At 63.3% G+C, this 23,722-nt stretch carries 20 protein-coding genes, 1 tRNA gene and 1 pseudogene; 12 read left to right on the top strand and 10 right to left on the bottom strand.

Translation table 11 applies throughout. The features are described from left to right. Positions 1-5 precede the first annotated feature (5 nt). From E8M84_RS10260 to E8M84_RS10220, 9 genes are read left to right on the top strand one after another with little or no spacing between them, the layout of a single operon-like run. Positions 6-3,752, top strand: coding sequence for a nitrate reductase subunit alpha (locus E8M84_RS10260; RefSeq protein WP_137111114.1), 3,747 nt, complete (start codon positions 6-8; stop codon positions 3,750-3,752). Then, a complete protein-coding gene (narH, locus tag E8M84_RS10255) occupies positions 3,749-5,275 on the top strand; it encodes a nitrate reductase subunit beta (protein ID WP_137111113.1) in 1,527 nt (508 codons plus the stop codon). The genes E8M84_RS10260 and narH overlap by 4 nt, the downstream gene beginning before the upstream one ends. Continuing rightward, positions 5,275-5,976, top strand: coding sequence for a nitrate reductase molybdenum cofactor assembly chaperone (gene narJ / locus E8M84_RS10250; protein WP_137111112.1), 702 nt, complete (start codon positions 5,275-5,277; stop codon positions 5,974-5,976). The genes narH and narJ overlap by 1 nt, the downstream gene beginning before the upstream one ends. 1 nt (position 5,977) lies before the next feature. Beyond that, complete coding sequence (gene narI / locus E8M84_RS10245; protein ID WP_137111111.1) at positions 5,978-6,763, top strand: respiratory nitrate reductase subunit gamma; 786 nt, start codon at positions 5,978-5,980, stop codon at positions 6,761-6,763. Positions 6,764-6,768: 5 nt separating this feature from the next. Then, on the top strand, positions 6,769-7,563 hold the full coding sequence (locus E8M84_RS10240; RefSeq protein ID WP_137111110.1) for a peptidylprolyl isomerase: 795 nt from the start codon (positions 6,769-6,771) through the stop codon (positions 7,561-7,563). Between the two features lie 18 nt (positions 7,564-7,581). Continuing rightward, on the top strand, positions 7,582-8,166 hold the full coding sequence (locus tag E8M84_RS10235; protein ID WP_137111109.1) for a hemerythrin domain-containing protein: 585 nt from the start codon (positions 7,582-7,584) through the stop codon (positions 8,164-8,166). Beyond that, a complete protein-coding gene (locus E8M84_RS10230; protein ID WP_137111108.1) occupies positions 8,156-8,773 on the top strand; it encodes a carbonic anhydrase in 618 nt (205 codons plus the stop codon). The genes E8M84_RS10235 and E8M84_RS10230 overlap by 11 nt, the downstream gene beginning before the upstream one ends. Further along, positions 8,770-10,047: a molybdopterin molybdotransferase MoeA gene (locus E8M84_RS10225; protein ID WP_137111107.1), complete on the top strand. Its 1,278-nt coding sequence runs from the start codon at positions 8,770-8,772 to the stop codon at positions 10,045-10,047. Before E8M84_RS10230 ends, E8M84_RS10225 begins: the two co-directional genes overlap by 4 nt. 11 nt (positions 10,048-10,058) lie before the next feature. Next, complete coding sequence (locus E8M84_RS10220; RefSeq protein WP_137111106.1) at positions 10,059-10,580, top strand: DUF2478 domain-containing protein; 522 nt, start codon at positions 10,059-10,061, stop codon at positions 10,578-10,580. 370 nt (positions 10,581-10,950) lie between these two features. Here the strand turns inward: E8M84_RS10220 and E8M84_RS10215 are convergent. The 6 genes and pseudogenes from E8M84_RS10215 to infA form a co-directional block, all read right to left on the bottom strand. After that, a pseudogene (locus E8M84_RS10215) lies at positions 10,951-11,199 on the bottom strand (type I restriction enzyme endonuclease domain-containing protein); the annotation flags it as partial. Between the two features lie 831 nt (positions 11,200-12,030). After that, positions 12,031-12,106 (bottom strand) — tRNA-Phe (locus E8M84_RS10205). Positions 12,107-12,186: 80 nt separating this feature from the next. After that, a complete protein-coding gene (locus E8M84_RS10200; RefSeq protein ID WP_137111105.1) occupies positions 12,187-12,363 on the bottom strand; it encodes a DNA gyrase inhibitor YacG in 177 nt (58 codons plus the stop codon). After that, complete coding sequence (locus E8M84_RS10195; RefSeq protein ID WP_137111104.1) at positions 12,360-13,409, bottom strand: ribonuclease E/G; 1,050 nt, start codon at positions 13,407-13,409, stop codon at positions 12,360-12,362. Before E8M84_RS10195 ends, E8M84_RS10200 begins: the two co-directional genes overlap by 4 nt. Continuing rightward, the gene (locus tag E8M84_RS10190; protein WP_137111103.1) at positions 13,406-13,981 is read right to left on the bottom strand and encodes a nucleoside triphosphate pyrophosphatase; all 576 of its coding nucleotides are present in this window, start codon (positions 13,979-13,981) and stop codon (positions 13,406-13,408) included. Before E8M84_RS10190 ends, E8M84_RS10195 begins: the two co-directional genes overlap by 4 nt. A gap of 6 nt (positions 13,982-13,987) precedes the next feature. Further along, the gene (gene infA, locus E8M84_RS10185) at positions 13,988-14,206 is read right to left on the bottom strand and encodes a translation initiation factor IF-1 (RefSeq protein WP_135450909.1); all 219 of its coding nucleotides are present in this window, start codon (positions 14,204-14,206) and stop codon (positions 13,988-13,990) included. A 281-nt stretch (positions 14,207-14,487) separates the two neighbouring features. On the opposite strand from infA, the gene E8M84_RS10180 reads away from it, so the two are divergent. Together E8M84_RS10180 and E8M84_RS10175 are read left to right on the top strand one after the other, a co-directional pair. Then, a complete protein-coding gene (locus E8M84_RS10180; RefSeq protein ID WP_137111102.1) occupies positions 14,488-15,501 on the top strand; it encodes a hypothetical protein in 1,014 nt (337 codons plus the stop codon). 28 nt (positions 15,502-15,529) lie between these two features. Beyond that, positions 15,530-15,820 (top strand): hypothetical protein, encoded by a 291-nt coding sequence (locus E8M84_RS10175; protein ID WP_137111101.1) that lies wholly within the window; start codon positions 15,530-15,532, stop codon positions 15,818-15,820. A gap of 115 nt (positions 15,821-15,935) precedes the next feature. Here the strand turns inward: E8M84_RS10175 and E8M84_RS10170 are convergent, their stop codons facing one another. Both E8M84_RS10170 and E8M84_RS10165 read right to left on the bottom strand, forming a co-directional pair. After that, entirely contained in the window at positions 15,936-16,532 is a 597-nt protein-coding gene (locus tag E8M84_RS10170) for a GNAT family N-acetyltransferase (protein ID WP_137111100.1), read from the bottom strand. After that, positions 16,529-16,939 carry a ketosteroid isomerase-related protein gene (locus tag E8M84_RS10165; protein ID WP_137111099.1) on the bottom strand — a complete coding sequence of 137 codons (411 nt, stop codon included), beginning with the start codon at positions 16,937-16,939 and terminating at the stop codon, positions 16,529-16,531. The genes E8M84_RS10170 and E8M84_RS10165 overlap by 4 nt, the downstream gene beginning before the upstream one ends. Positions 16,940-17,547: 608 nt before the next feature. On the opposite strand from E8M84_RS10165, the gene E8M84_RS10160 reads away from it, so the two are divergent. Continuing rightward, the gene (locus E8M84_RS10160; RefSeq protein ID WP_170971902.1) at positions 17,548-18,489 is read left to right on the top strand and encodes a serine protease; all 942 of its coding nucleotides are present in this window, start codon (positions 17,548-17,550) and stop codon (positions 18,487-18,489) included. 13 nt (positions 18,490-18,502) lie between these two features. On the opposite strand, the gene carB is transcribed toward E8M84_RS10160, so the two are convergent. Further along, complete coding sequence (gene carB / locus E8M84_RS10155) at positions 18,503-21,829, bottom strand: carbamoyl-phosphate synthase large subunit (RefSeq protein ID WP_137111097.1); 3,327 nt, start codon at positions 21,827-21,829, stop codon at positions 18,503-18,505. Between the two features lie 200 nt (positions 21,830-22,029). Beyond that, positions 22,030-23,589 (bottom strand): amino acid permease, encoded by a 1,560-nt coding sequence (locus E8M84_RS10150; protein WP_137111096.1) that lies wholly within the window; start codon positions 23,587-23,589, stop codon positions 22,030-22,032. Positions 23,590-23,722 lie beyond the last annotated feature (133 nt).

Here is a 23,722-nt window from a genome sequence, read left to right as displayed (position 1 = left end):
CCAAGATGAGCCACCTTCTCGACAGACTGAACTTCTTCCAGAGCAAGGAGTTGGAACAATTCTCGGATGGCTGGGGTCAAACCACGCGGGAAAACCGCGACTGGGAAGACACCTACAGAAACCGCTGGCGGCACGACAAGATCGTGCGGTCAACCCACGGGGTGAACTGCACCGGGTCCTGTTCGTGGAAGATCTACGTCAAGTCGGGGATCGTCACCTGGGAGACGCAGCAGACGGATTACCCCCGCACCCGGGCGGGCCTGCCGAACCATGAACCGCGCGGCTGTGCACGGGGGGCGTCCTACAGCTGGTATCTCTATTCCGCCAACCGGGTGAAGAACCCGCTGATCCGGGGCGCGCTGATGCGGGCTTGGCGCAAGATGCGGCCCACCATGGCTCCGGTGGCTGCCTGGGCCGCGATCCAGAACGATCCCAAATTGCGCGCCAGCTATACCAAGACGCGCGGCAAGGGCGGCTTCGTGCGCGCCACCTGGGACGAGGCGACCGAGATCATCGCCGCAGCCAATGCCTATACCGCCAAGACCCATGGCCCGGATCGGGTGTTCGGCTTCTCGCCGATCCCCGCGATGTCGATGGTCAGCTATGCCGCCGGTTCGCGGTATCTGTCACTTCTCGGCGGCACCTGCATGTCGTTCTACGACTGGTATTGCGACTTGCCGCCCGCCAGCCCGCAGACCTGGGGCGAACAGACCGACGTGCCGGAATCGGCCGACTGGTACAACGCCGGGTTCCTGATGCTCTGGGGCTCGAACGTCCCGCAGACCCGTACGCCTGACGCGCACTTCTACACCGAGGTCCGCTATCGCGGCACCAAGTCCGCCGTGGTCAGCCCTGACTATTCCGAAGCGGCCAAGTTCGGCGACATCTGGCTGAACCCGCAGGCGGGCACCGATGCGGCGATGGCGATGGCGATGGGCCATGTGATCCTGCGCGAATATCACCTGGATCGGCAGGCCGAGTATTTCGAGGACTACGCCCGCAAATACACCGACATGCCGATGCTGGTCCGGCTGGAAGACCGCGACGGCCACCTTGTCCCCGGCCGCATGCTGCGGGCCGAGGATTTCGCGGGTCAGTTGGGCGAAACCAACAACCCCGACTGGAAGACGGTCGCTTATGACGAGGCTTCGGGCCAGATCGTCGCCCCCAACGGCTCCATCGGTTTCCGCTGGGGCGAAGAGGGCAAGTGGAACCTGGAACAACGTGCCAAGGGGGCCGAGGCGAACCTGCGGCTCAGCCAGATCCTGGACGAGCATCATGACGAGGTTGTCGGCGTCGACTTCCCCTATTTCGGCGGCGTCGCAACCGGCGATTTCGTGAAATGCGACCACCCCGAGGTGTTGACCCGCAATATCCCAGCCCGCCGCGTGACCCTCGCTGACGGGTCGCAGGCACTGGTCGCCACGGTGTTCGACCTCTTCTGCGCCAACTATGGCCTTGACCGGGGTCTTGGCGGCAAATGGGTGTCCAAGGACTTCAACGACGACAGCCCCTATACCCCGGCGTGGGCCGAAAAGATCACCGGCGTCGCGCGCGAGAAGATCATCGCCGTCGCGCGGGAATTCGCGGGCAATGCCGAAAAAACCCATGGCAAAAGCATGGTCATCCTCGGGGCCGGTTTGAACCACTGGTACCACATGGACATGAACTACCGCGGCATCATCAACATGCTGGTGATGTGCGGTTGCATCGGTCAGGAAGGCGGCGGCTGGTCGCATTATGTGGGGCAGGAGAAGCTGCGCCCGCAGACCGGCTGGGCACCTCTGGCCTTCGCGCTGGACTGGAACCGCCCGCCGCGGCACATGAACTCAACCTCTGCCTGGTATGCCCATACCGACCAGTGGCGCTATGAGACGCTCCGCGCGGGCGAGATCCTGTCGCCGACCGCACCCAAGGGCGACTGGGATATCTCCCTGATCGACTACAACATCCGCGCCGAACGGATGGGCTGGCTGCCTTCGGCCCCGCAGCTGAAGACCAACCCGCTGGAGGTGTCGAAAGCGGCCAAGGCCGCAGGCAAGGCCATTCCGGCCTATGTGGCCGAGGAGTTGAAGGCAGGCCGTCTGCAGATGTCCTGCGAAGACCCGGACGCCCCGGAGAACTGGCCGCGCAACCTGTTTGTCTGGCGCTCGAACCTGCTGGGGTCGTCGGGCAAGGGGCATGAATACTTCCTCAAGCACCTGCTGGGCACCGATCACGGCGTGATGGGCAAGGATCTGGGCGAGGAAGGTCACGCCAAGCCGGTCGAGGCCGTCTGGCATGACGAGGCGCCGAAGGGAAAACTTGACCTGCTGGTGACCATCGACTTCCGGATGTCCACCACCTGCGTCTATTCCGACATCGTGCTGCCGACGGCCAGCTGGTACGAAAAGGACGACCTGAACACGTCCGACATGCACCCCTTCATCCACCCGCTGCAGGCGGCGGTGGACCCGGCCTACGAGTCGAAATCCGACTGGGAAATCTTCAAGTCCATCGCGAAGAAGTTCAGCGAAGTCGCCCCGGAAGTGCTGGGGGTTGAGACCGACATCGTCCAGCTTCCCCTGCTGCACGACACCCCCGGCGAGTTGGCGCAGGCGCATGTCCGCGACTGGAAGAAGGGCGAATGTGACCTGATCCCCGGCAAGACCGCGCCGAACTATATCGCGGTCGAGCGGGATTATCCGAACCTCTACAAGAAGTTCACCTCGGTCGGCCCGCTGCTGGAAAAACTCGGCAACGGCGGCAAGGGGATCAACTGGGATACCAAGGTCGAGGTTGGCCTGCTGCGCGATCTGAACGGCGTGGTGCACGATGAGGGCGTGTCGCATGGTCTCGCCAAGCTGGATACCGCTATTCAGGCGGCGGAAATGATCCTGATGCTGGCCCCCGAAACCAACGGCGAAGTGGCCGTCAAGGCGTGGGAAGAGCTGGAAAAACCCACCGGCCGCCACCATGCCCACCTTGCCGAAGGCGCGCATCACACCAAGATCCGCTTCCGCGACATCGCGGCGCAACCGCGCAAGATCATCTCCAGTCCCACCTGGTCGGGGATTGAATCGGAAACGGTCTGCTACAACGCGGGCTATACCAACGTGCACGAGCTGATCCCGTGGCGCACCCTGACCGGCCGCCAGCAGCTGTATCAGGATCACCTCTGGATGCGGGCCTTCGGCGAAGGTTTCGTCAGCTATCGCCCGCCGGTGGACCTGAAGACCATCACCAAGGCCGTCAACAACGACGCAGCCGAGGGCAACCCGCATGTCGTGCTGAACTTCATCACGCCGCACCAGAAATGGGGCATCCATTCCACCTATACAGACAACCTTCTGATGCTGACGCTGAACCGCGGCGGGCCGGTGGTCTGGATGTCCGAGGTCGATGCCAAGAAGGCCGGGCTGGTCGATAACGACTGGGTCGAGGCCTACAACAGCAACGGCGCGCTGACCGCGCGGGTGGTGGTGTCCCAGCGCATCAAGCAGGGCACGCTCTTCATGTACCACGCGCAGGAAAAGATCGTGAACACGCCCGGATCGGAAAAGACTGGCAATCGCGGCGGCATCCACAACTCGGTCACCCGCACAACGCTGAAGCCCACCCACATGATCGGCGGCTATGCGCAATTGTCCTACGGGTTCAACTACTACGGCACCGTCGGCAGCAACCGCGACGAGTTCGTGATCGTGCGGAAAATGAAGAAAGTTGACTGGCTGGATACGCCCGCAACCCGCAATGTGGAGGCAGCGGAATGAAAGTTCGCGCGCAAATCGGCAAAGTTCTGAACCTGGACAAGTGCATCGGCTGTCACACCTGTTCCGTCACCTGCAAGAACGTCTGGACCAGCCGCGAAGGCGTCGAGTACGCTTGGTTCAACAACGTCGAAACTAAGCCCGGTACCGGCTATCCGACCGACTGGGAAAACCAGAAGCGCTGGAATGGCGGCTGGTCGCGATCGAAATCGGGCAAGCTGCACCCCAAGCAGGGGTCGAAATGGCGGATTCTGGCGAACATCTTCGCCAACCCCTCGATGCCGGAAATCGACGACTACTATGAGCCGTTCGATTTCGACTATGACCACCTGAAATCCGCGCCCGACATGAACGCCTTCCCCACCGCGCGCCCCCGCTCCAAGATCACGGGCGAAAGGATGGAGAAGATCGAAAAGGGCCCGAACTGGGAGGAAATCCTGGGCGGCGAATTCTCGAAACGGTCCAAGGACTACAACTTCGAGAACATCCAGAAGCAGATCTACGGAGAGTATGAGAATACCTTCATGATGTATCTGCCGCGCCTGTGCGAACACTGCCTGAACCCGACCTGCGCCGCCTCCTGCCCCTCGGGCGCGATCTACAAGCGCGAGGAAGACGGCATCGTGCTGATCGACCAGGAAAAGTGCCGCGGCTGGCGGATGTGCATCACCGGCTGCCCGTACAAGAAGGTCTATTACAACTGGGAATCCGGCAAATCCGAGAAATGCACCTTCTGCTATCCGCGGATTGAGTCCGGCCAGCCCACCGTCTGTTCGGAAACCTGCGTCGGGCGCATCCGCTATCTGGGGGTGATCCTCTACGACGCCGACAAGATCGAGGCCGCCGCCAGCGCGGAACGCGAGACCGACCTCTACGGCGCGCAGCTGGATGTGTTCCTTGACCCTAACGACCCCGAAGTGATCGCCGCCGCCCGCCGTGATGGCGTGCCGGAGGACTGGATCGAATCCGCCAAGGTCAGCCCGATCTGGAAAATGGCGATGGAATGGAAGGTCGCCTTCCCGCTGCATCCCGAATACCGCACCCTGCCGATGGTCTGGTACATCCCGCCGCTGTCGCCGATCCAGAACGCGGCCCAGGCCGGTCAGATCGCGATGAGCGACCAGATGCCCGATGTGCGCAGCTTGCGCATCCCGGTGCAGTACCTCGCCAACATGCTGACGGCAGGCGACGAAGAACCCATCGTCCACGCGTTGGAGCGCATGTCCGCCATGCGCCTTTACATGCGGGCGCTGACCGTTGACGGCGTCCGCGACGAAGGCATCGCGGCCCGCGTCGGCATGTCGGGCCGGATGATCGAGGACATGTACAAGATCATGGCCATCGCCGACTACGAAGACCGCTTCGCCATCCCCACCGCGCACCGCGAACAGAACGAAGCCGGCGCGGATATCCGGGGCGGCTGCGGGTTCACCGACGGCAACGGCTGTTCCTCGGGCGAAACTGGCAAGACCAGCCTGTTCGGCGGCAAGAAGAAGTCCTTCGCCCTTCCGCTGGAGTCATTCTGATGGACCGCACACTCAAGGCACTGTCACTGATCCTCAGCTATCCGACGGCGGAACTGCAGGAGGCCATGCCCGAGATTGGGTCTGTACTGGCCGCCGATCCCCGGTTGAAGCCCGCAACCCGTGCGGCGTTGCAACGGCTGACCAGCAACCTCGGACAGGGTGACCTGTTCGACGTGCAGGAAAGCTATGTCATGCTGTTCGACCGCTCACGCACGCTGTCATTGAACCTCTTCGAACATGTCCACGGCGAAAGCCGGGACCGGGGCGGTGCGATGGTCAGCCTGATCGAAACCTACCGGGCGGCGGGTTTTGAGCCTGCCACCACGGAACTGCCCGACCACCTGCCGGTGCTGCTGGAATTCCTGTCGACGCGTCCCTTTGCCGAAGCGCAGGAAACCTTGGCGGACGCGGCGCATATCCTTGACGCTCTCGCAACCCGTCTGGTCCGGCGCGAAAGCGGATATGACGCCGCGTTCGCCGCTCTTTCCCAGCTGGCAGGCGGACAGGCCGATGTCGAAGCCGTGGCGGGAATGCTGGCGCAGGCCGACGACGATCCGACCGATCTCACCGCGCTGGATGCGGTGTGGGAGGAAACCGAAGTGACCTTCGGGCCCGACCCAAACGCTGGCTGCCCGCAGGTCCGCGACATGCTGGCCACCATGGACAAGCCAGCCCCCAACCCCCTGAACAGGAGCGCATGACATGTTCGGCGATTTCGACATCAACTTCGTCATCTTCGGGGTCATGCCCTATGTCGCGCTGACCGTGTTCCTTGTCGGCTCCATCGCGCGCTATGAACGCGACCCCTTCACCTGGAAAAGCTCCTCCAGCCAGCTTTTGCGCAAGAAGCAACTGATCTGGGGATCAATCCTGTTCCATGTCGGCATCCTGACGGTGTTCTTTGGCCACCTTGTCGGCCTTTTCACCCCGGTCTGGGTGCTGGATGCGCTTGGCGTGCCCTACGGGCTGAAGCAATGGCTGGCCGTGCTGATCGGCGGTCCGGCGGGCCTTGCCGCGCTGATCGGCGGCACGATGCTGATCCACCGCCGCCTGACCGACCCCCGCATCCGCGCCACCTCGACAACGTTGGACATCCTGATCCTGCTGCTGATCTGGCTGCAGCTTGCCATCGGCCTGCTGACGATCACCCAGTCGCTGCAACACATGGACGGGGCCGAAATGATCCGCTTCATGGAATGGTCGCAAAGCGTGGTCACCTGGAACGTGAACGCCTGGGTCACCGTGGTGGATGTGCACTGGCTGTTCAAGCTGCACATCTTCCTTGGCCTGATCATCACCATGCTGTTCCCCTTCACCCGGCTGGTGCACATCTGGTCCGGCTTTGCCGCGCCCTTCCGCTATCTCCTGACCCGGCCCGGCTACCAGATCGTGCGCTCACGCCGCCGTCGCCCGCTGGATGAACGCCGCCGCGACTATGACGCCCGGCAAGGCAAATCCGGCCCCAAAGCCACCACACCGGCGGAGTGATCGCGATGAACATGGCCCTTTTCCCCGAAGTCGTCGTGAACGGCGAAACCATCCCCTCGGCGGCGATTGCTGCCGAGGCCCAGAACCACAGCGCGCCCAAGGACAAGCCCGGCATTGCCTGGCGCAAGGCGGCGCAGGCACTGGCGATCCGAACCCTTCTCTTGCAAGAGGCTCGGGCGCGCGGACTGCAGCCGGACCCGGAAGAGCTGTCCCCCGGCCGGGTCGAGACCGAAGATGAGGCATTGATCCGCGCGCTTCTGGACGACGCGCTGTCCATCGCTCCGGTGACGGATGCCGATGTGCAGGCCGAATGGGCCAAGGACCCTGAACGGTTCCGGTCAGCCCCCTTGTGGGACGTGTCGCACATCCTGTGCGCCTGCGACCCGCGCGACGATGCGGAAACCGCCGTGGCCGAGACCCGCGCCAAGGCCGTGCTGGTCCGGCTGGACGGCGATGCCAAAGGCTTTGCCAATGCCGCCCGCGAAAGCGATTGCGGGTCAAAGGCGCAAGGCGGCCATCTGGGCCAGCTTGGCCCCGGCGACACCGTGCCCGAGTTCGAGGCCGCCCTGCGCAACCTGGCCGAGGGCACCATGACGCCCGCGCCGGTTCTGTCGCGCCATGGTTGGCACATCATCCGTCTGAACGCGATTGCGCCGGGTCAGGTGCTGCCCTTTGACACGGTGCGCCCGAAGATTGCTCAGGCGCTGGAAAAGGCGGCCTGGGCGCGTGCGTCGCGGGACTACATCGCAGGTTTGGCCAAAGGCGCGCAGATCACCGGCGCAAGCCTGGAACCGATCTGAAAAGCACGAGGGGTAGGCATGAAGGGCCAGAATTCCTCGCAGACGCAGATCGCACGGCGCGGCGACGGACTGTCGCCGACCGACCTCTCGCTGCTTGCGACCCCTTTGGACTTTCTCTGCGCTGATCATCTGCGCGAGCGTCAGGTGTGTTCCGTGATCGACTGGCTGGCCCTGTCCGCGTCCTTTGATCCCTCTGCCGCGCGAACCGTCCTGCGCTTTGTGAACGAAGAGCTGAACATCCACATGCGGGATGAGGCCGAGGACCTTTTTCCTCTGCTTGCCCGCCGCTGCCCCGCAGAAGACGGCATCGCCCGCGCGATCTCCCGGATCCGCACTGATCTGGACGAAGCAACAGGCCTCTTGCCCGGACTTCGGTCGGCCCTTGCCCGCTGCCTGGATACCGGGTCCGGGCTGACTCCCGAAGATCGCCAGTTGCTGACACGGTTTGCGGGTCATGTGCGCCGTCACCTTGCCGCCGAAAACGCCATCCTGCTGCCCATCGCCCGCGCCCGGCTGACGCGACGCGATCTGCAAAAACTGTCCCGCCAGATGCGGGCGCGCCGGGGCCTGTCCCCCTATGCGGAGACACCTGATGCTGAATGACCTGATGGCACGCAACCGAATCTGGTCGGCAAACCGGCAGGCCCAGGAGCCCGACTACTTCACCCGGCTTGCCGCCCTGCAGGCGCCTGAATATTTCTGGATCGGCTGTTCCGACAGCCGGGTGCCCGCCAACGTGGTCGCGGGTCTGGATCCGGGCGAGGTCTTCGTCCACCGCAACGTCGCAAACATCATCCACTCGTCCGACATGAACCTGCTTTCGTCGCTGGAATTCGCGGTCGAGGCGCTGAAGGTGCGGGAAATCATCGTCTGCGGCCATTACGGCTGCGGCGGGATCAAGGCCGCGACCGAGGACCTGCCGCATGGTCTGGTGGACCACTGGCTTGAACCGATCCGACGTCTGGCGCGGGCCTATGCCGTTGATCTGGGTCGCGAACCGGACATGGAAGGCCGGCGCGACCGTCTGGCCGAATTCAACGTGGTCGAAGGTGTGCGCCGCGTCTGCGAGACGCCGATCCTGCAGCGGGCGTGGCGGCGCGGCGCGAATGTTCGCGTCCACGGTCTGATCTACGGCCTGAAAGATGGCCGCCTGCGCGATCTGGACTGCACCATCGGGCCGGGCCATTTCAAAGAGGAGGCAGCGGAATGACGATCCTGCACCCCATCGGCACGTCAGGCTGTGGCTGCGACCGGCGCGACACGGCCAAAGCCCTCCTCAGCGTCGATGACGCCCTGGCACTGATCCGCGACCGGACGACTGCGGTCACGGGAACCGAGCTTCTTGCGACCGATAACGCCCTTGGCCGCATCCTTGCCGACCCGGTCACAGCGCTTCTACCCACACCGCCTTTCGACAATTCCGCGATGGATGGTTATGCAGTCGCAACGTCTGCCTTGACCGGTCAGGGTCCGTGGGACGTGCCCGTCGCCGCGCGTATTCCCGCCGGGCAGACAGCCGCGCCGCTGTCAGGTCTGCAAGCCAGCCGCATCTTCACCGGCGCCCCGATCCCGGTCGGCGCGGATGCCGTCGTGATGCAGGAAGACGTCCAGCGGACCGGCTGCACCATCCGCATCGACCACCGCCCGAATCCCGGCCTGAACATCCGCCGCGCAGGCAGCGAGATGGCTGCGGGCGCACTCGTCCTGCAAAAGGGGAGACGCCTCGGCACCCGCGAAATCGCGGTCTGCGCCGCAGCCGGGGCGGCACAGGTGCGCGTCCGCAGACCCCTGCGCGTGGCGCTTCTGGTGACCGGCGATGAAATCCGGCAGGCGGGCGCAGACCGGTCAGCGGCGCAGATCTGGGACGTGAACACGCCAATGCTGCGCGCGGCCTTGATGCGACCGAACATCGATCTGGTCGCCATTGAAACGGGTCTCGACAGCCGGGATGGGTTGTTCCTGCAGATCGCCGAACTGGCGGAAATCGCTGACCTGTTGATCACCACGGGCGGGATTTCAGTTGGCGAAGAGGATCATGTGAAGCCTGCCCTCACCGCCAAGGGGGCCGATATCATCTTCAGCGGCGTCGCAATCAAACCGGGCAAGCCGATATCGTTCGGGCAGGTCCGGGGGGCCCTGTGGCTTGGCCTTCCCGGCAACCCGCTGTCTGCCTTCATCACCTGGCATCTGTTCGGCGAGGCGCTGGTCAAGCGCCTGACAGGCGAAATTGGCCACGGCGTCGCACGCAGGCATGTCGTCATCTCACAGGACATCACCCGCAATCCAGGGCGTTGCGAGGTTCGCCCCGCGTATTGCACCGGTTTTGATCCGCACGGACGGGAAGTCGTAAGCTTTGAGCCCGAGACGCATTCCTCTCGGGTGGCGGGCCTCTCCATGGCGTCTGGCCTGATCTACCTACCCGCCGATGCTGACATTCTTCCCGCTGGGGCATTGGTTGAATTCCAGCCCTTTTGCCCAAACTGAGGACTACCAAGATGAACCTTGCCTACACGATGGCGCCCGGTCGGGGTGATACCGACCTCATTCTCCACAAACTCGCCGCCGATCTTGGCGCGTGTGGTCTCAGATGTTGCGGCACCGTACAGATTAATTCCGAGCGAGCAGACTCCGGCCCCTGCGACATGGATGTGCAGGTTCTGCCAGATGGCCCGGTCCTGCGTATCAGTCAGGACCTCGGCCCGTCTGCACGCGGTTGCAGGCTTGACCCCGCCGCATTGGAAACAGCTGTCGGGTTGGTTGCAGCCAGCCTCGCGGGTGGCGCAGATGTTCTGATAGTCAACAAATTCGGCAAACATGAAGCCGAAGGCCGCGGCTTTCGCGGGGTGATCGCCGAGGCACTGGCGTTGGGGATACCTGTGATCGTCGGAGTGAATGGCTTGAACCTGGCTGGCTTTGAGGAATTTGCCGGAGGACTGGCCAGCCGTCTGCCACCAGACTGCGAAGCGCTGGCAGCTTGGGCTTCCCGGGCAATCGCGCCTGCGATCGAAGCTGCGTGATAAGCGGTGCCTGCAGCTAACGCGCCGGACGCAAGTGAGCACAAGGGAACGGCAGGACTAGCGACGTGTGAGGGCGGCCTGACTTTCAACAGCATCGCTTTCCCAGGCGGGCATCGCCTGCACAAGAGCGATGGGGCCAGACAGCCTGGGGCGAGGTCGAACGGCGGCTAAGGGCCGAGTGCGACCTCACAGACGCCGTGGCGGGAGGCGCCAATTTCGTGCTTCCAATGCGGTGTGCAGTTCCTTTCAATTGGGTTTGCCATCGCTTGGGTATCGAAACCCATCCCTTGGGGCCACTGCGGCCCTTGGGATTGCGCTGGCTGGAACGTCGTCAAGTCTGCATGGTCGCTAGCAGCGCCTCAGCTTAGAGCTACACCCCGCGCACCGCAGCGTCCTCCAGATCAGGTGGATAGCCATACTTCCGGAGAATCCGCTTGACCAGCACGCGCAGCCGAGCCCTCGCGCTGTCTCGATGCGCCCAATCAATGCTGAAATTCGCTTTAAGTCCCTTGAGCAATGCATGTGCGATAATCTTCAACTGGTCATTGCCCAGCGTGTCGACGGCGCTCTGGCTATCCGCCAGCGCGTCATAGAAAGCGATTTCCTCCGACGTTAGTCCGGTTTCCCGACGTGCTTGTAGTCCGAAGGCTCCATGTTGCCGCGAAGCTTGTCGGCGGTCTTGAAGAGGCTGGCCTCAATGCCAAGGTCGGAGCCGTTGTCGATCGATGCCGTACTTGAGAAGATCCTTGAAGTTCGGTCGCCGGAGGTTAGCCGAGACGCAGACCAAAATCCACATAGTGGCAAGCTTGCGGCGAGCACATTTCAGCCTCGTTCGATGTGATTGCAAACGGCGATTACCTTAGGGACTATTTCGGTGGGTGCTGACGACCCGACAGAGAGCGCCGAGTGCGCAGAGCGAGAATACTCTGCCGGCGCCTCTCCTGACTGAAACGACGTTTCTGCGTCCGGGTGCATAGACCCGCTAGGTACCTGGTGAGAGTGGTGCCTGCCGTTCGAAATGGAAATGCAACATGCCGTCAAGCTGCAACCCGTCAAATTGCAACCTGTCAGATTGCCGTGATACGCGCCGTAGATCCTATCAGCATGAAGGCTGCGAAGATCAGGTGGCTGCAATTTGACGTGATGTCTTCCTGGGAGCGAGCACTGCCAGGGTTGTCGCCGCCTCGCCGATGGGTGGGACGCGCGGCCCAATTCCAAACATTGGCGGAAACCTCATTTCAGGAAGTGGCTATCGGGTCACTCTCGTGCCAGACGAAGTGTATGCCTAAGCTGTCTGCCCGATGTCCCTCCGTCGAAACATCTCCGAGACGCAGCATTCACTGTGCCCAAGAGAAGATCGCAGTGCGCCACGAAAGGTGGATGCCAAGGGGGATCAAAAACACAAATGATAGTCTATGCTGTTGATTTTAAATAGTTACAAGAAGATTTATGGTGCCCAGAGCCGGAATCGAACCAGCGACACGCGGATTTTCAATCCGCTGCTCTACCAACTGAGCTATCTGGGCACCGAGGCCATGGGGCGCTGCCCCTTTGGTGGGCGGGTGATACTCAAGGGGCGGGGGGCTGTCCAGAGGGAAAACGACCCTCAATGCGCCTTTGGCGGGGTCTCGTCGGCGGGCCCATCCTCGGCTTCGTCCTCGCTCTCGGCCGGGATGCGGTAGCTCTCGTTCAGCCAGCGGCCCAGGTCCACATCGGCGCAGCGGCGTGAGCAGAAGGGGTGGTAGGCAACCACCACGGGTTTGCCGCAGATCGGGCAGCTCATGCCTGCCCCCGGGGCACCAGCTGGCCCAGCGGCAGCCGGTCGCGTTTCCGGGTCAGCTCGTAAAGGCCCAGCGTGGTCCAGCCTGCCAGGTTCGCCTCGCCGTCGGACTTGAACGCGGCCTTCAGCACCTGATCCAGGATATGCCGCTCGCGCTTGGGCATCGGCGCGAAGTCCACCACCACCTGCCCGCCAAGCCCGCGCAGCCGGAGCTGCCGCGGCAGGTCGCGCGCCGCCGCGACATTCGCCTTCAGCGCCGCCGCAGGCGACGTATCCGGCCCGGTGTTCACATCCACTGCCACCAGCGCCCGGGTCGGCTCGATCACCATGCTTGCCCCGGCCTCCAGATCGACGCGGGCGGCAAGCAGCGCTTCCACCGCCTCATGCACCCCGTGGCGTTCAAAGCTCTCCGGCTCGGTATCCGCATCGTCCACCGCCGGGTCCAGCCAGTCGCGGAACGCCAGGTCATGCGCCGAAGGGCCATCGACCAGAAGCTCCGGCCCGCCCGACAGATCGGCCAGCACCGCCTCGGCAAGGCCCCGCATCGCGGCGATGTCCTCGGCCACGGCTTGATCCTCGGCCTCCATGCAACCCGACCGCAGGATCAGCCCAAGCCGCCCGTCCGCGCCGGCCATTCCGGCCTCGGCCATGGCCGACAGCTCGGCTCGCCGCTCCTCGTCCTTGATCCGGCGGCTGATGTTCAGGCCCGGCGCATCCGGGGTCACGATCGCAAAGCGCGACTTGAACAGCAGCCGTGTCGTCACCGGCAGCGCCTTGCCGGGCTCGGCCGGGCCGGTAACCTGCACCAGCAGCCGCTGACCGGGCGCCACCCCGGAAATCTGCCGCAGGAAGCCCGAGCCACCCGGAAGCTTGACGAAGATTCCGCCCTGGCCCTTCACCGGCCGGTCCGCCACGGCCCGGTAGATCGCGCCGGGGATCGCCATATCATCGGCCGGGTCGATGGCCAGTTCCTCCAGCCGCCCGTCGACCATCAGCGCGGCAGCCTGCCGCCCGTCGATCTCGTCCAGAACCAGAAGCCGTCCCTTCATGCCTGCCTCCAGACCGGATAGCCGATGGAGGTCAACAGCGCCGCCGTCTCGGCCACCGGCAAGCCCATGATGCCGGTGAAGGACCCGGAAATCCACGGGATCAACGCCCCCGCCAATCCCTGGATGCCATAGCCCCCGGCCTTGCCCTGCCATTCGCCGCTGGCGAGATAGGCGTTCAACTCGTCATCCGAAAGCCGCTTCATCCGCACCACGCTGACACTGTCACGCGACAGCATCCGGTCGCCCCGGCGCACCGCGATCCCGGTGATCACCTGGTGCCGCCGCCCGGCGAGGGCTGTCAGGAAGGCTGCAGCCTCTCCCGCGTCCTCGGGCTTGCCCAGGATGCGCCGCCCCAGGGCAACGGTGGTATCGGCACACAGCACGACGTCCTCGGGGCCTGCTGGCACCGCCAGCGCCTTCTCCCGCGCCAGCCGCAGCGCATAGGGGCGCGGCAATTCGCCCTTCTGCGGGGTCTCATCGATGTCGGGGGGCAGGATCAGGTCGGGCATGATGCCAAGCCCCGCCAGCAATTCCTTGCGACGCGGGCTGCCGGATCCCAGGATAAGCCGCAAGATCAGTTACTTGAAGCGATAGTTGATGCGACCCTTCGACAGGTCGTAGGGGGTCATCTCGACCTGCACCTTGTCGCCGGCCAGAACCCGGATGCGGTTCTTGCGCATCTTGCCTGCCATCGTCGCGATAAGTTCATGGCCGTTCTCGAGTTCGACCCTGAATGTCGCGTTCGGCAGGAGTTCCTTCACGACACCGGGGAATTCGAGAATGTCTTCCTTGGCCATGGTCTCTCCATTGCAGATGGGCCCGCGAGGTGTTTCCCGCAGGCGCCCGGGCCGCCGTATGCCCCCGAAAGGCCCGGTTTTCAAGCGAATTCGTGTGGGAGGGAGCGCGGGCAGAGGCGCGCGCGGTGCGATGGCCGCAAGGCATCCGCGTCAGGGCGCAGGCGTTCTGGTACGCTTGCAGGCTGCCGGAGGAGGGGCTGAGAGCGGAATCGTTGCAAAAACGGGGAAAAAGGCGCAGTGTAAAAGCATATTGATTACGGAATTTTTACGGAGCATTCACCATGCCACTGCGCATTGCCGTCGCATTTCTTCTGGTTTTGCTGGGCTGCGCCCCTTTGGTGCAGCGTGACCTTCGTCTGGAGTATTTCGCGCAGACCCGGGCCATCGGCATGACACCGGTCTATCCGCCGCGTGGCGAGGTGCAGGTTGGCGATGTCTATCTGATCTACACCCCTGCCTCAGGAGGGGTGGACGAGGCAACATCGCTGTACATGGGGCGGATGGGCAGCATGCGGCAGCAGGCGCTTGCTTACCTGTCCAGCCGCGACAACATCGGCGCGCTGATGCCGTCAGGAACCTCGACCGGCGACCTGACCGGCATGAAAGAGCTTCCTGCGGTCAACTTCCCGACAATCACCGGCAGTGCCGCCTCTTCCGCCTCGCTCGGGGCCATCGCGCCGGTCTTCTCCGGGGTGTTTTCGGTCGGCTCGCTGGACACCGTCAGCATGAAGTTCGTCGATGTCCGCGCCTTCGGGGTGCCGTTCCTGTCGGCCCTGATCGACAGTCACGACTTCCATCAGACGGTCTGTCCGGTGCTGCTGGACCGCAAGTCCAAGCTTTATCGCCAGCTGGGCTATACCAAGGTGCCCGAGGATATGACGGCGCCCTGTGCCGATACCGATGCCATGGCCAAGGGCCAGCGCTGCGACGTGCATATCGTGACGCGCACCTATCTGACGCGGCAGATCCAGTTCACCTACAACCAGAAGCGTCGTCTGGGGGCCAGCGGCTCGGCCGCCAGGCCCTTGCCCGCCGCCGCGCCGGTCGCACCAGTTCCGTCGGTCTCGGTGAACATCGATGCAAACACTCCGCCCAACACCGCGACGGCGGTGATCGACGCTTTGAAGGCACCGACCAATACCTCGACCAGCAGCGTTGGCGCTGCCGTGGTGTCGGAAACCAGTCAGGGGCTCGCCTTCGACCAAAGCTTCAAGGACCCGCTGGCCGTCGCCTACGAGTCGGTGACCGTGCCCATCCTCGACGCGGCCCGGCTGTGCTCGTCATTGTTGAAGTGATCGTCCTGAAACGGGAAAGGGGTTCGGCATGGCCGGAAAACAGGTGAAGCTGCGCGGCGATCTGGCCGACGTGGTGGTCGAAATGAGCGCAGGCCGCAAGATCACGCGGGTGGTCAAGAACGGCAAGGTGATGGAGTGCGAGACGACCCCGTTCGGAACCTTCTGCAAGGTGGTGGACGATGCGGTGCCGTCACCGGGACATGGGCCGGTGCTGCAGCTTCGGGTCACGAAGAAAAGCCTCTTCGCCAAGGAGATTCCGGGCGGCGGTCCGGTCATCGAAGGGGCGGAACAGACCGGCTTCCAGCGCCATCGGGCCTGATCCGCCGTGGTCGGGACCCGGCGGGGCGACACTGTTAAGAAATCCCTAACGTCGCGAGCAAGTCTCGGAAAAGACGGGTGGATCAGGATTTGTCCACCGTGGACACGTCCTCGGATCACAGCTCCCGCATCCAGAACTGCAGCGGTTTCTCGGTCTCGCCGGTGTCGCCCACATCCTTCCAGCTGAACCGGGCGACCACGCCGGGCAGGGGATCATAGCCCCGGCCCATCCAGAAGCTGTCGTTTTTCCGGTAGATCGCTGGCCGGGCAGGGTGATCGTCGGGCCGGATGACCGAGCAGAAGGCCACATGGGTCCGCCCCAGCGCGCGGGCGTGGTCCTCGCGCAGGTCGATGAAACGGTGACCCAGTCCGATGCCCCGGTAGGGCCGCAGCAGAACCGACTCCGCCCCGTAGAGGATGTTTTCCGGCGGGATCCCGAGGTCACGGAACGGCGCCGAGAACTCCGGCGCGTGGTCCTCCATCGGGGTGGAGGTCGAGGCGCCGATCAGCTGCCCGTCATGGAAGGCCCCGACCAGCAGCGCCCCCGGATTGTCGCGGTAGGTGGAGAGGTATTCGCGTTCGTAGTCCAGCGACCCGTCATAAAGATAGGGCCACTCCCGGAACACGGTGATCCGCAGTTGGGCGACACCATCGAGGGCGGCTTCCAGGTCGGGGCCGCGCAGGACCCGGACGTCGATCTCGTCGATGTTCATCGGCTGACCTGCGCGATCCAGTCGTTCAGGTTGTAGAAGGTGGTGATGCGGGAGATGAGACCGTCGCGGACCTCGAAGAACCCCCCGGCGGGGAGGATGTAGGTCTGGCCCTTCGCCTCCGGCAGTCCGGGGTCGGTCTTCAGATACTCCCCGTGGACCATGAATTCGGCTGCGCCTCGGGAGCCATCGTCGGTCGCGAAGATGGTGAGGTCGTGCAGTTGCTCCCGGTAGCTGACCCCCATGTGGCCGCAGAACTCCCGGAACTTCGCCTTGCCGATCCGGTGCCCGCCCTCGTTCACCCGATGCTCGACGTCGTCGGTCAGGCAGGCGAGCATCCCCTCGGGGTCGCCCGCATTAAAGGCGTCGTAGTAGCGGCGGATCAGGGAGAGGGTCGTCTCGCAGGGCATGGGGGTCTCCTTTGGGGGCGGAGAGTAGCGGGCCGGGGGAGGGTTTCCAAGCCGGAGGGGACGGGTTGGGGGCGGAAAGCGACCTTGGGGGGAGGTGTGTCCACGGTGGACAAAACGGAGTTTAGTGGGAATTTCAGGGGGTTGGGATTTTGCGTTAGGGTGGTGTTAACTTTTGAATGAAGGCATCCTTCCTGCTGTCATCCCCGCGAAAGCGGGGAGCCAGTCGACGCAAGGTGGGCTTCCGCTTTCGCGGGAATGACAGTTGGGCGTTTGTCAGAAGGTCGGAAGAGTGACTGTCCAGTGGACAGTCACTCGACGCGATTGCCTGGAGGCGAGAGCCGGAAAGAGAGGCGATGTCAGCATTACAGGAAAATTGGAAGCAGGGGCGAGACAGCCTGCGCGGGCGCAGGATTACGTCAGGTCAGCACCCACGGCCTTGCGCTTCTTGGAACGCGGAGAAATTTGTACTTTGGCGCGACCGATGGAGACGCGGGAGTGGGATGGAGAGGAGAATGGGGCGGCAGGAGTAATTTGTACAGTCGATTGGAAAATATGCTATAATTTTTTGCGAATCAATGCAAGGAACGTTAGCACAGAAAGGATCAAGAATGACTAATCACTTTGGTTTAATTCTCTTGGGGTCACTATTCTGCTCATCAGCAAACGCAGATCTATTCGATATTGATATCATTCGAAAGCTACAGGAAGCGCAACCAATTGTCCAAAACATTGGCGAAATTGAGTTGAACGCGGCAACAGCAATCATTGCAAACATTGAAAATGCGGACGCGTCCCTGGCAATTTCAACCTTGCAGGCCGGTGTTCATCTTGACCCTCGGATAGTTGGCGGTGTACCAACAACTATCGAGCAAAATCCGTGGCAAGTTGCATTGATCCACGGAGGTACGCCAGATGTTGTCCGACAGCAGTTTTGCGGCGGTTCACTAATATCCCAGTCCGTCGTATTGACGGCAGCACACTGCGTCGACTGGATCACTGGTCCTGCCGCTGTTGAGGTAATTGCAGGAACATCTTACTATCGACATGGTGGCGAGCGGATCAAGGTGAATCAATTAGTTGTACACCCGGAATGGAACTCTGCAACTCAATCCAATGATCTGGCGATCTTGGTTCTTGAAAGATCAAGTGCCTTGGGAGCCTCAATAGAGACAGCAAATGACCCTGCGGCAGTGTTTGCGAACGAAACGCTCATAGTGTCTGGATGGGGCGCACTGTCGCAAGGCGGAATTGGGTCGGATATTCTAATGCATGCTGCAGTTCCACCAGTTAACCTAGAAGAGTGTAACAAGCCCGAATCTTACAATGGGGCCGTCGACCAAACGATGTTCTGTGCAGGACTTCGGGACGGAGGTGTCGACTCCTGTCAGGGAGATAGTGGTGGACCAATTTATGGAGTCGTGAATGGAAAACCAATGCTTTTCGGCGTAGTTAGTTGGGGAGCAGGGTGCGCTCAAAGGTTGAAGTATGGCGTTTACTCCAACCTTGCCCAAAGTAAGGAATGGATTCTGGGCCACCTTAGCAAACCCTAAGTCGGCTTTCTCCTCACCCCTGCAACGTCCTAACCCCATACCCCTCGCCCCGGGCCTTCATCGCCGCCACAGCCGCAACCGACGCCGCAGCGGTGGTGAAATACGGGATCTTGTCCATGAGTGCGACCCTCCGGATATCCCGGCTGTCGGACACAGCCTGCGTGCCCTCGGTCGTGTTCATCACCAGGGCGATGTCGTTGTTCTTCAGCCGGTCGACGATGTTCGGGCGGCCTTCGTAGACCTTGGCGACGGCCTCGGACGGCACGCTCTGCTCGGCCAACCATTTCGCGGTGCCCTTGGTGGCGACGATCACGAAGCCCATCGCCACAAGGTCGCGGGCGGCATCAGCCAGCGCGGGGGTCTTGTCCATGTCCTTGACCGACAGGAAGACGCGGCCCTCGGTCGGCAGGATCGTCCCGGCGCCCATCTGGGCCTTGAGGAAGGCCAGGGCGAAGGTGCGGTCCCAGCCCATCACCTCGCCGGTCGATCGCATTTCCGGGCCGAGGACCGGATCGACGCCGGGGAAGCGGGCGAAGGGGAGGACGGCCTCTTTGACGCTGAACCACGGGGTGTTCGGGTCTGCGAGGGTGAGCGGGTCGGCGAGGGGCAGCGGGCTGTCGGGGCCGACGCCGGCGGGGTAGGGGGCGCGCATCGGGAAGTTCGACAGGGGCTCACCGGCCATCAGGCGGGCGGCGATGGAGGCGATGGCAGAGTCGGTGGCCTTGGCGACGAAGGGCACGGTGCGGCTGGCGCGGGGGTTCACTTCCAGGACGTAGATCACGCCGTCCTTGATCGCGAACTGCACGTTCATCAGGCCGACGACGTTGAGGGCGAGGGCCATGACGACGGTCTGGCGTTTCAGCTCCTCGACCGTTTCCGCAGACAGCTGGTGCGGCGGCAGGCAGCAGGCCGAGTCGCCGGAGTGGACGCCGGCTTCCTCGATATGCTCCATGATTCCAGCGACATGCACGGCTTTACCGTCGCTTAACGCATCGACGTCAACCTCGACGGCACCAGAGAGATAGGAGTCGAGGAGGACGGGGGAGTCGCCGGAAACCTGCACGGCGGTGGTGATGTAGCGTTCCAGCTGGGCGTCGTCGCGGATGATCTCCATCGCGCGGCCGCCGAGGACGAAGGAGGGGCGGATGACGAGGGGGTAGCCGACGTCTTGGGCGACCTTGAAGGCTTCGTCGCGGGAGCGGGCGGTGCCGTTGTGCGGCTGCTTGAGGCCGAGCTTGTGGAGGAGCTGCTGGAACCGCTCACGGTCCTCGGCGAGGTCAATGGCGTCGGGCGTGGTGCCGAGGATCGGGATGCCTTCGGCGTGCAGCGCGTTGGCGAGTTTCAGGGGGGTCTGGCCGCCGAACTGGACGATCACGCCGTGAAGGGTGCCGTTTTCCTGCTCGACCCGCAGGATTTCGAGGACGTGTTCCAGGGTCAGCGGCTCGAAATAGAGGCGGTCGGAGGTGTCGTAGTCGGTCGAGACGGTCTCGGGGTTGCAGTTGACCATGATGGTCTCATAGCCCGCGGCGGTGAGCGCAAAGCAGGCGTGGCAGCAGCAGTAGTCGAACTCGATCCCCTGGCCGATCCGGTTCGGGCCGCCGCCGAGGATGACGACTTTCTTGGCCTTGGTCGGGCGGGATTCGCACTCCACGTCGCCCATCGCGGGGGCTTCGTAGGTGGAATACATGTAGGGGGTCTGGGCCTCGAACTCGGCGGCGCAGGTGTCGATGCGCTTGAAGACGGCGGTGACGCCGAGGCGGGTTCTTGCGCGGCGGACTTGCGCCTCGTCCCGGCCGGTGAGTTTGGCAAGGCGGGCGTCGGTGAAGCCCATCATCTTGAGCTGGCGGAGCGCCTCGGCGTTGGTGGGGAGGCCGTTCTTGCGGATGCTGGCCTCGGTGTCGATGATCTCGCGGATGCGGGCGAGGAACCAGGGGTCGAAGGCGGTGACGTCCTGGATTTCGTCGTTGGTCAGGCCGTGGCGCATGGCCTGTGCGATGACGCGGAGACGGTCGGGGGTGGCCTGGCCGAGCGCCTTGACGATGGAGGCCTTGTCGGGTGCGCCGGGGATCGCGATTTCGTCGAAGCCGGTGAGGCCGGTTTCGAGGCTCGCCAGCGCCTTCTGCATCGACTCGTGGATGGTGCGGCCGATGGCCATGGCTTCGCCCACCGACTTCATCGCGGTGGTGAGGTTCGGCTGGCTGCCGGGGAATTTCTCGAAGGCGAAGCGGGGGATCTTGGTGACGACGTAGTCGATTGAGGGCTCGAAGGAGGCGGGCGTGACCTTGGTGATGTCGTTGTCAAGCTCGTCCAGGGTGTAGCCGATGGCGAGTTTGGCGGCGATCTTGGCGATGGGGAAGCCAGTGGCTTTGGAAGCGAGGGCGGACGACCGCGACACGCGGGGGTTCATCTCGATCACGACCATGCGGCCATCGGCGGGGTTGATCGCCCATTGCACGTTGGAGCCGCCGGTCTCGACCCCGATCTCGCGCAGGACGGCGATGCTGCCGTTGCGCATGATCTGGTATTCCTTGTCGGTCAGCGTCAGCGCCGGGGCGACGGTGATGGAATCGCCGGTGTGGACGCCCATCGGGTCGACGTTCTCGATCGAACAGACGATGATGGCGTTGTCGGCTTTGTCGCGCACGACCTCCATCTCGTATTCCTTCCAGCCGAGCAGCGACTGGTCGACCAGAACCTGAGCGACTGGGGAGGCCTCGAGCCCCGATTTCACGATGGCCTCGTAGTCGTCGCGGTTGTAGGCCACGCCGCCGCCGGTGCCGCCGAGCGTGAAGGCGGGGCGGATGATGGCGGGGAGGCCAACGTATTCGATGGCCTCGATGGCCTCGCGCACTCCGGCGGCGATGTCGTATTTGCCGTTCACCTTGGGGGCGGCGATGATGGTGGCCTTGGGGTTTTCCAGGCCGATCCGGTCCATTGCCTCACGGAAAAGTTTCCGGTCCTCGGCCATTTCGATGGCTTCGCGCTTGGCGCCGATCAGTTCCACCCCGAACTGGTCCAGCACGCCCATGTCGGCCAGCGCCAGCGCGGTGTTCAACCCGGTCTGCCCGCCCATCGTCGGCAGAAGCGCGTCGGGGCGTTCCTTTTCGATGATCTTGGCGACGACTTCGGGGGTGATCGGCTCGATGTAGGTGGCATCCGCCAGACCGGGGTCGGTCATGATCGTCGCGGGGTTCGAGTTCACCAGGATGACCCGGTAGCCTTCCTCGCGGAGCGCCTTGCAGGCCTGGGCGCCGGAGTAGTCGAACTCGCAGGCCTGGCCGATGACGATGGGGCCCGCGCCGATGATCATGATCGACTTGATATCGGTCCGCTTCGGCATCTGAGCCCCCACCTATTGCGCAAAATTGTGCGGGTTATAGAGAGAAGCCGGACCGGCGCAAGGGGCAAACGGTGCCCGGGAAGGGCCAAAATCCTTCGAAGGATTTTGCAAATTTCTTCGAAGAAATTTGGTCCCGGCCCCGCCCGCAACGAAAAGGGCCGGAGGTTTACCCCCGGCCCCGATGTCGCATGGACCGACGTTCAGCCCGTCTCGCCCACTGCGGCCTCGGCGGCCTTTATGGCTGCCTGGCGCTGGGCGATGCGCTCGCCCGTCGGCGGACCTTCGAAGCGGCGGTTCTCGACGGCGAACCACAGCACCAGCGCAATCGCGATGAAGCCCGCGACGACATACAGCACCCGCTCGTTCGGCGGCGCGACAGCGATGAAGAGGATGATCCCCATGCCTGCCACCGACAGCACGGTCACCAGCTTGTAGACGCCTGCCGACATGGCCCAGGGGCCGGGCTTCGGCCACTTCGGCCCGCCGAAGTTCAGCATCGCCGCGACCAGCGGGATGGTGAAAGACAGGAACAGGAAGACGAGCGTCGAGTTCACCACGATCACGTAGATCGAGGTGCCTTCCACCTTGATCGACAGCGCCAGCACCACATAGAGGATGCACAGCGCGGTCGCCGTCCAGATCGCGTTGACCGGCGTGCGGTACTTCGGCGACACGGTCGCCAGCGCCTTGGAGAAGCCCGGAACGCCGTCATCGCGCGAGAAGGCGAAAAGCATTCGGCTGGCCGAAGTCACGGTCGCCAAGCCACACAGCAGCTGGGCGATGAAGATGCCAAGATACAGAACCGTGGCCAGGCCCGCAGGCATGATCGCGTTGATCGTGCCGAAGAAGGCACCCCAGCCCTGGGCCGCCGCCGCGTTCATGTCCGGGATCGCAAGCATGATCGCGCACAGCATGAGCCAGCCGACCAGCGAGGACCACAGCACCGCCGAGACGATCCCCTTGGGCACCGAGACCGCCGCGTTCTTCGTCTCTTCCGAAGTATGGGCCGACGCGTCGTAGCCGGTGATCGTGTAGACCGGCAACAGAAGGCACAGGAGGAACAGGTAGAACATGTTGTCGGATTGCGGGAAGACGTTGCCGCCGGCCTCGCCCGAGTAGTTGCTGAAGGTCCACAGCCGCGAGATTTCGATCGCGGGGGCGAAGTAGAGGCATGACACCACAAGGACTGCAGTCGTTGCGAAGATGATGTAGCCGGAGATATCGGTCAGGAAGGTCGTGGCCTTGATGCCGATGTGGTTGAAGATCGCCTGAATGATGGTAATCACCGCGACGAAGCCGACAACCTGCCAGTCCGTGCCGGTGAAGCCGAACGAAGGCCCGAAGGTCCCGGCAAAGAAGTAGGCCGTACCGATGTTGATGGCCCCCAGAACAGTGATCAGGCCCAGCAGGTTCAGCCAGGCCGTCAGCCAGCCCCAGAAGCGCGAGCCCAGAATCGAGGCCCAGTGATAAAGCCCGCCCGCTGTCGGGAAAGCCGAAGCGATCTGCGCCATGGACAGCGCGAACATGCCCGAAATGAGGCAGCCGGTGATCCAGCCGATGCCGGCGCCCGCGCCGCCCACGGAGGAGATGGCCTGGGCGAAGGAGTTGATGCCGCCGGAGAGGATGCAGATGATCGAGAAGGAGATGGCGAAGTTCGAGAACTTCGACATGGAGCGCGAGAGTTCCTGCGCATAACCCATGCCGTGGAGGACTTTCATGTCCTCGTGCTTGGCATGGTCCGTGTAGTTGTCGGAAGCCATTTTCGGTGTCCCTTCGTACCGGAGTTGGACGATTCTTGTTATTTGTATTGACCCGACCACATCATGTGGTGGTCTGGTGCTGCGCAGGGAACGCCTAATTTGATCAACTGACAAGCTTTGAATGAGTCTGCTG

Source organism: Rhodobacter sp. SY28-1 (assembly GCF_005222785.1).
Taxonomy (GTDB): Bacteria; Pseudomonadota; Alphaproteobacteria; order Rhodobacterales; family Rhodobacteraceae; genus Tabrizicola.
The sequence above is the reverse complement of the archived record's forward strand: the minus strand, read 5'-3'. Positions and strand labels throughout refer to the sequence as shown.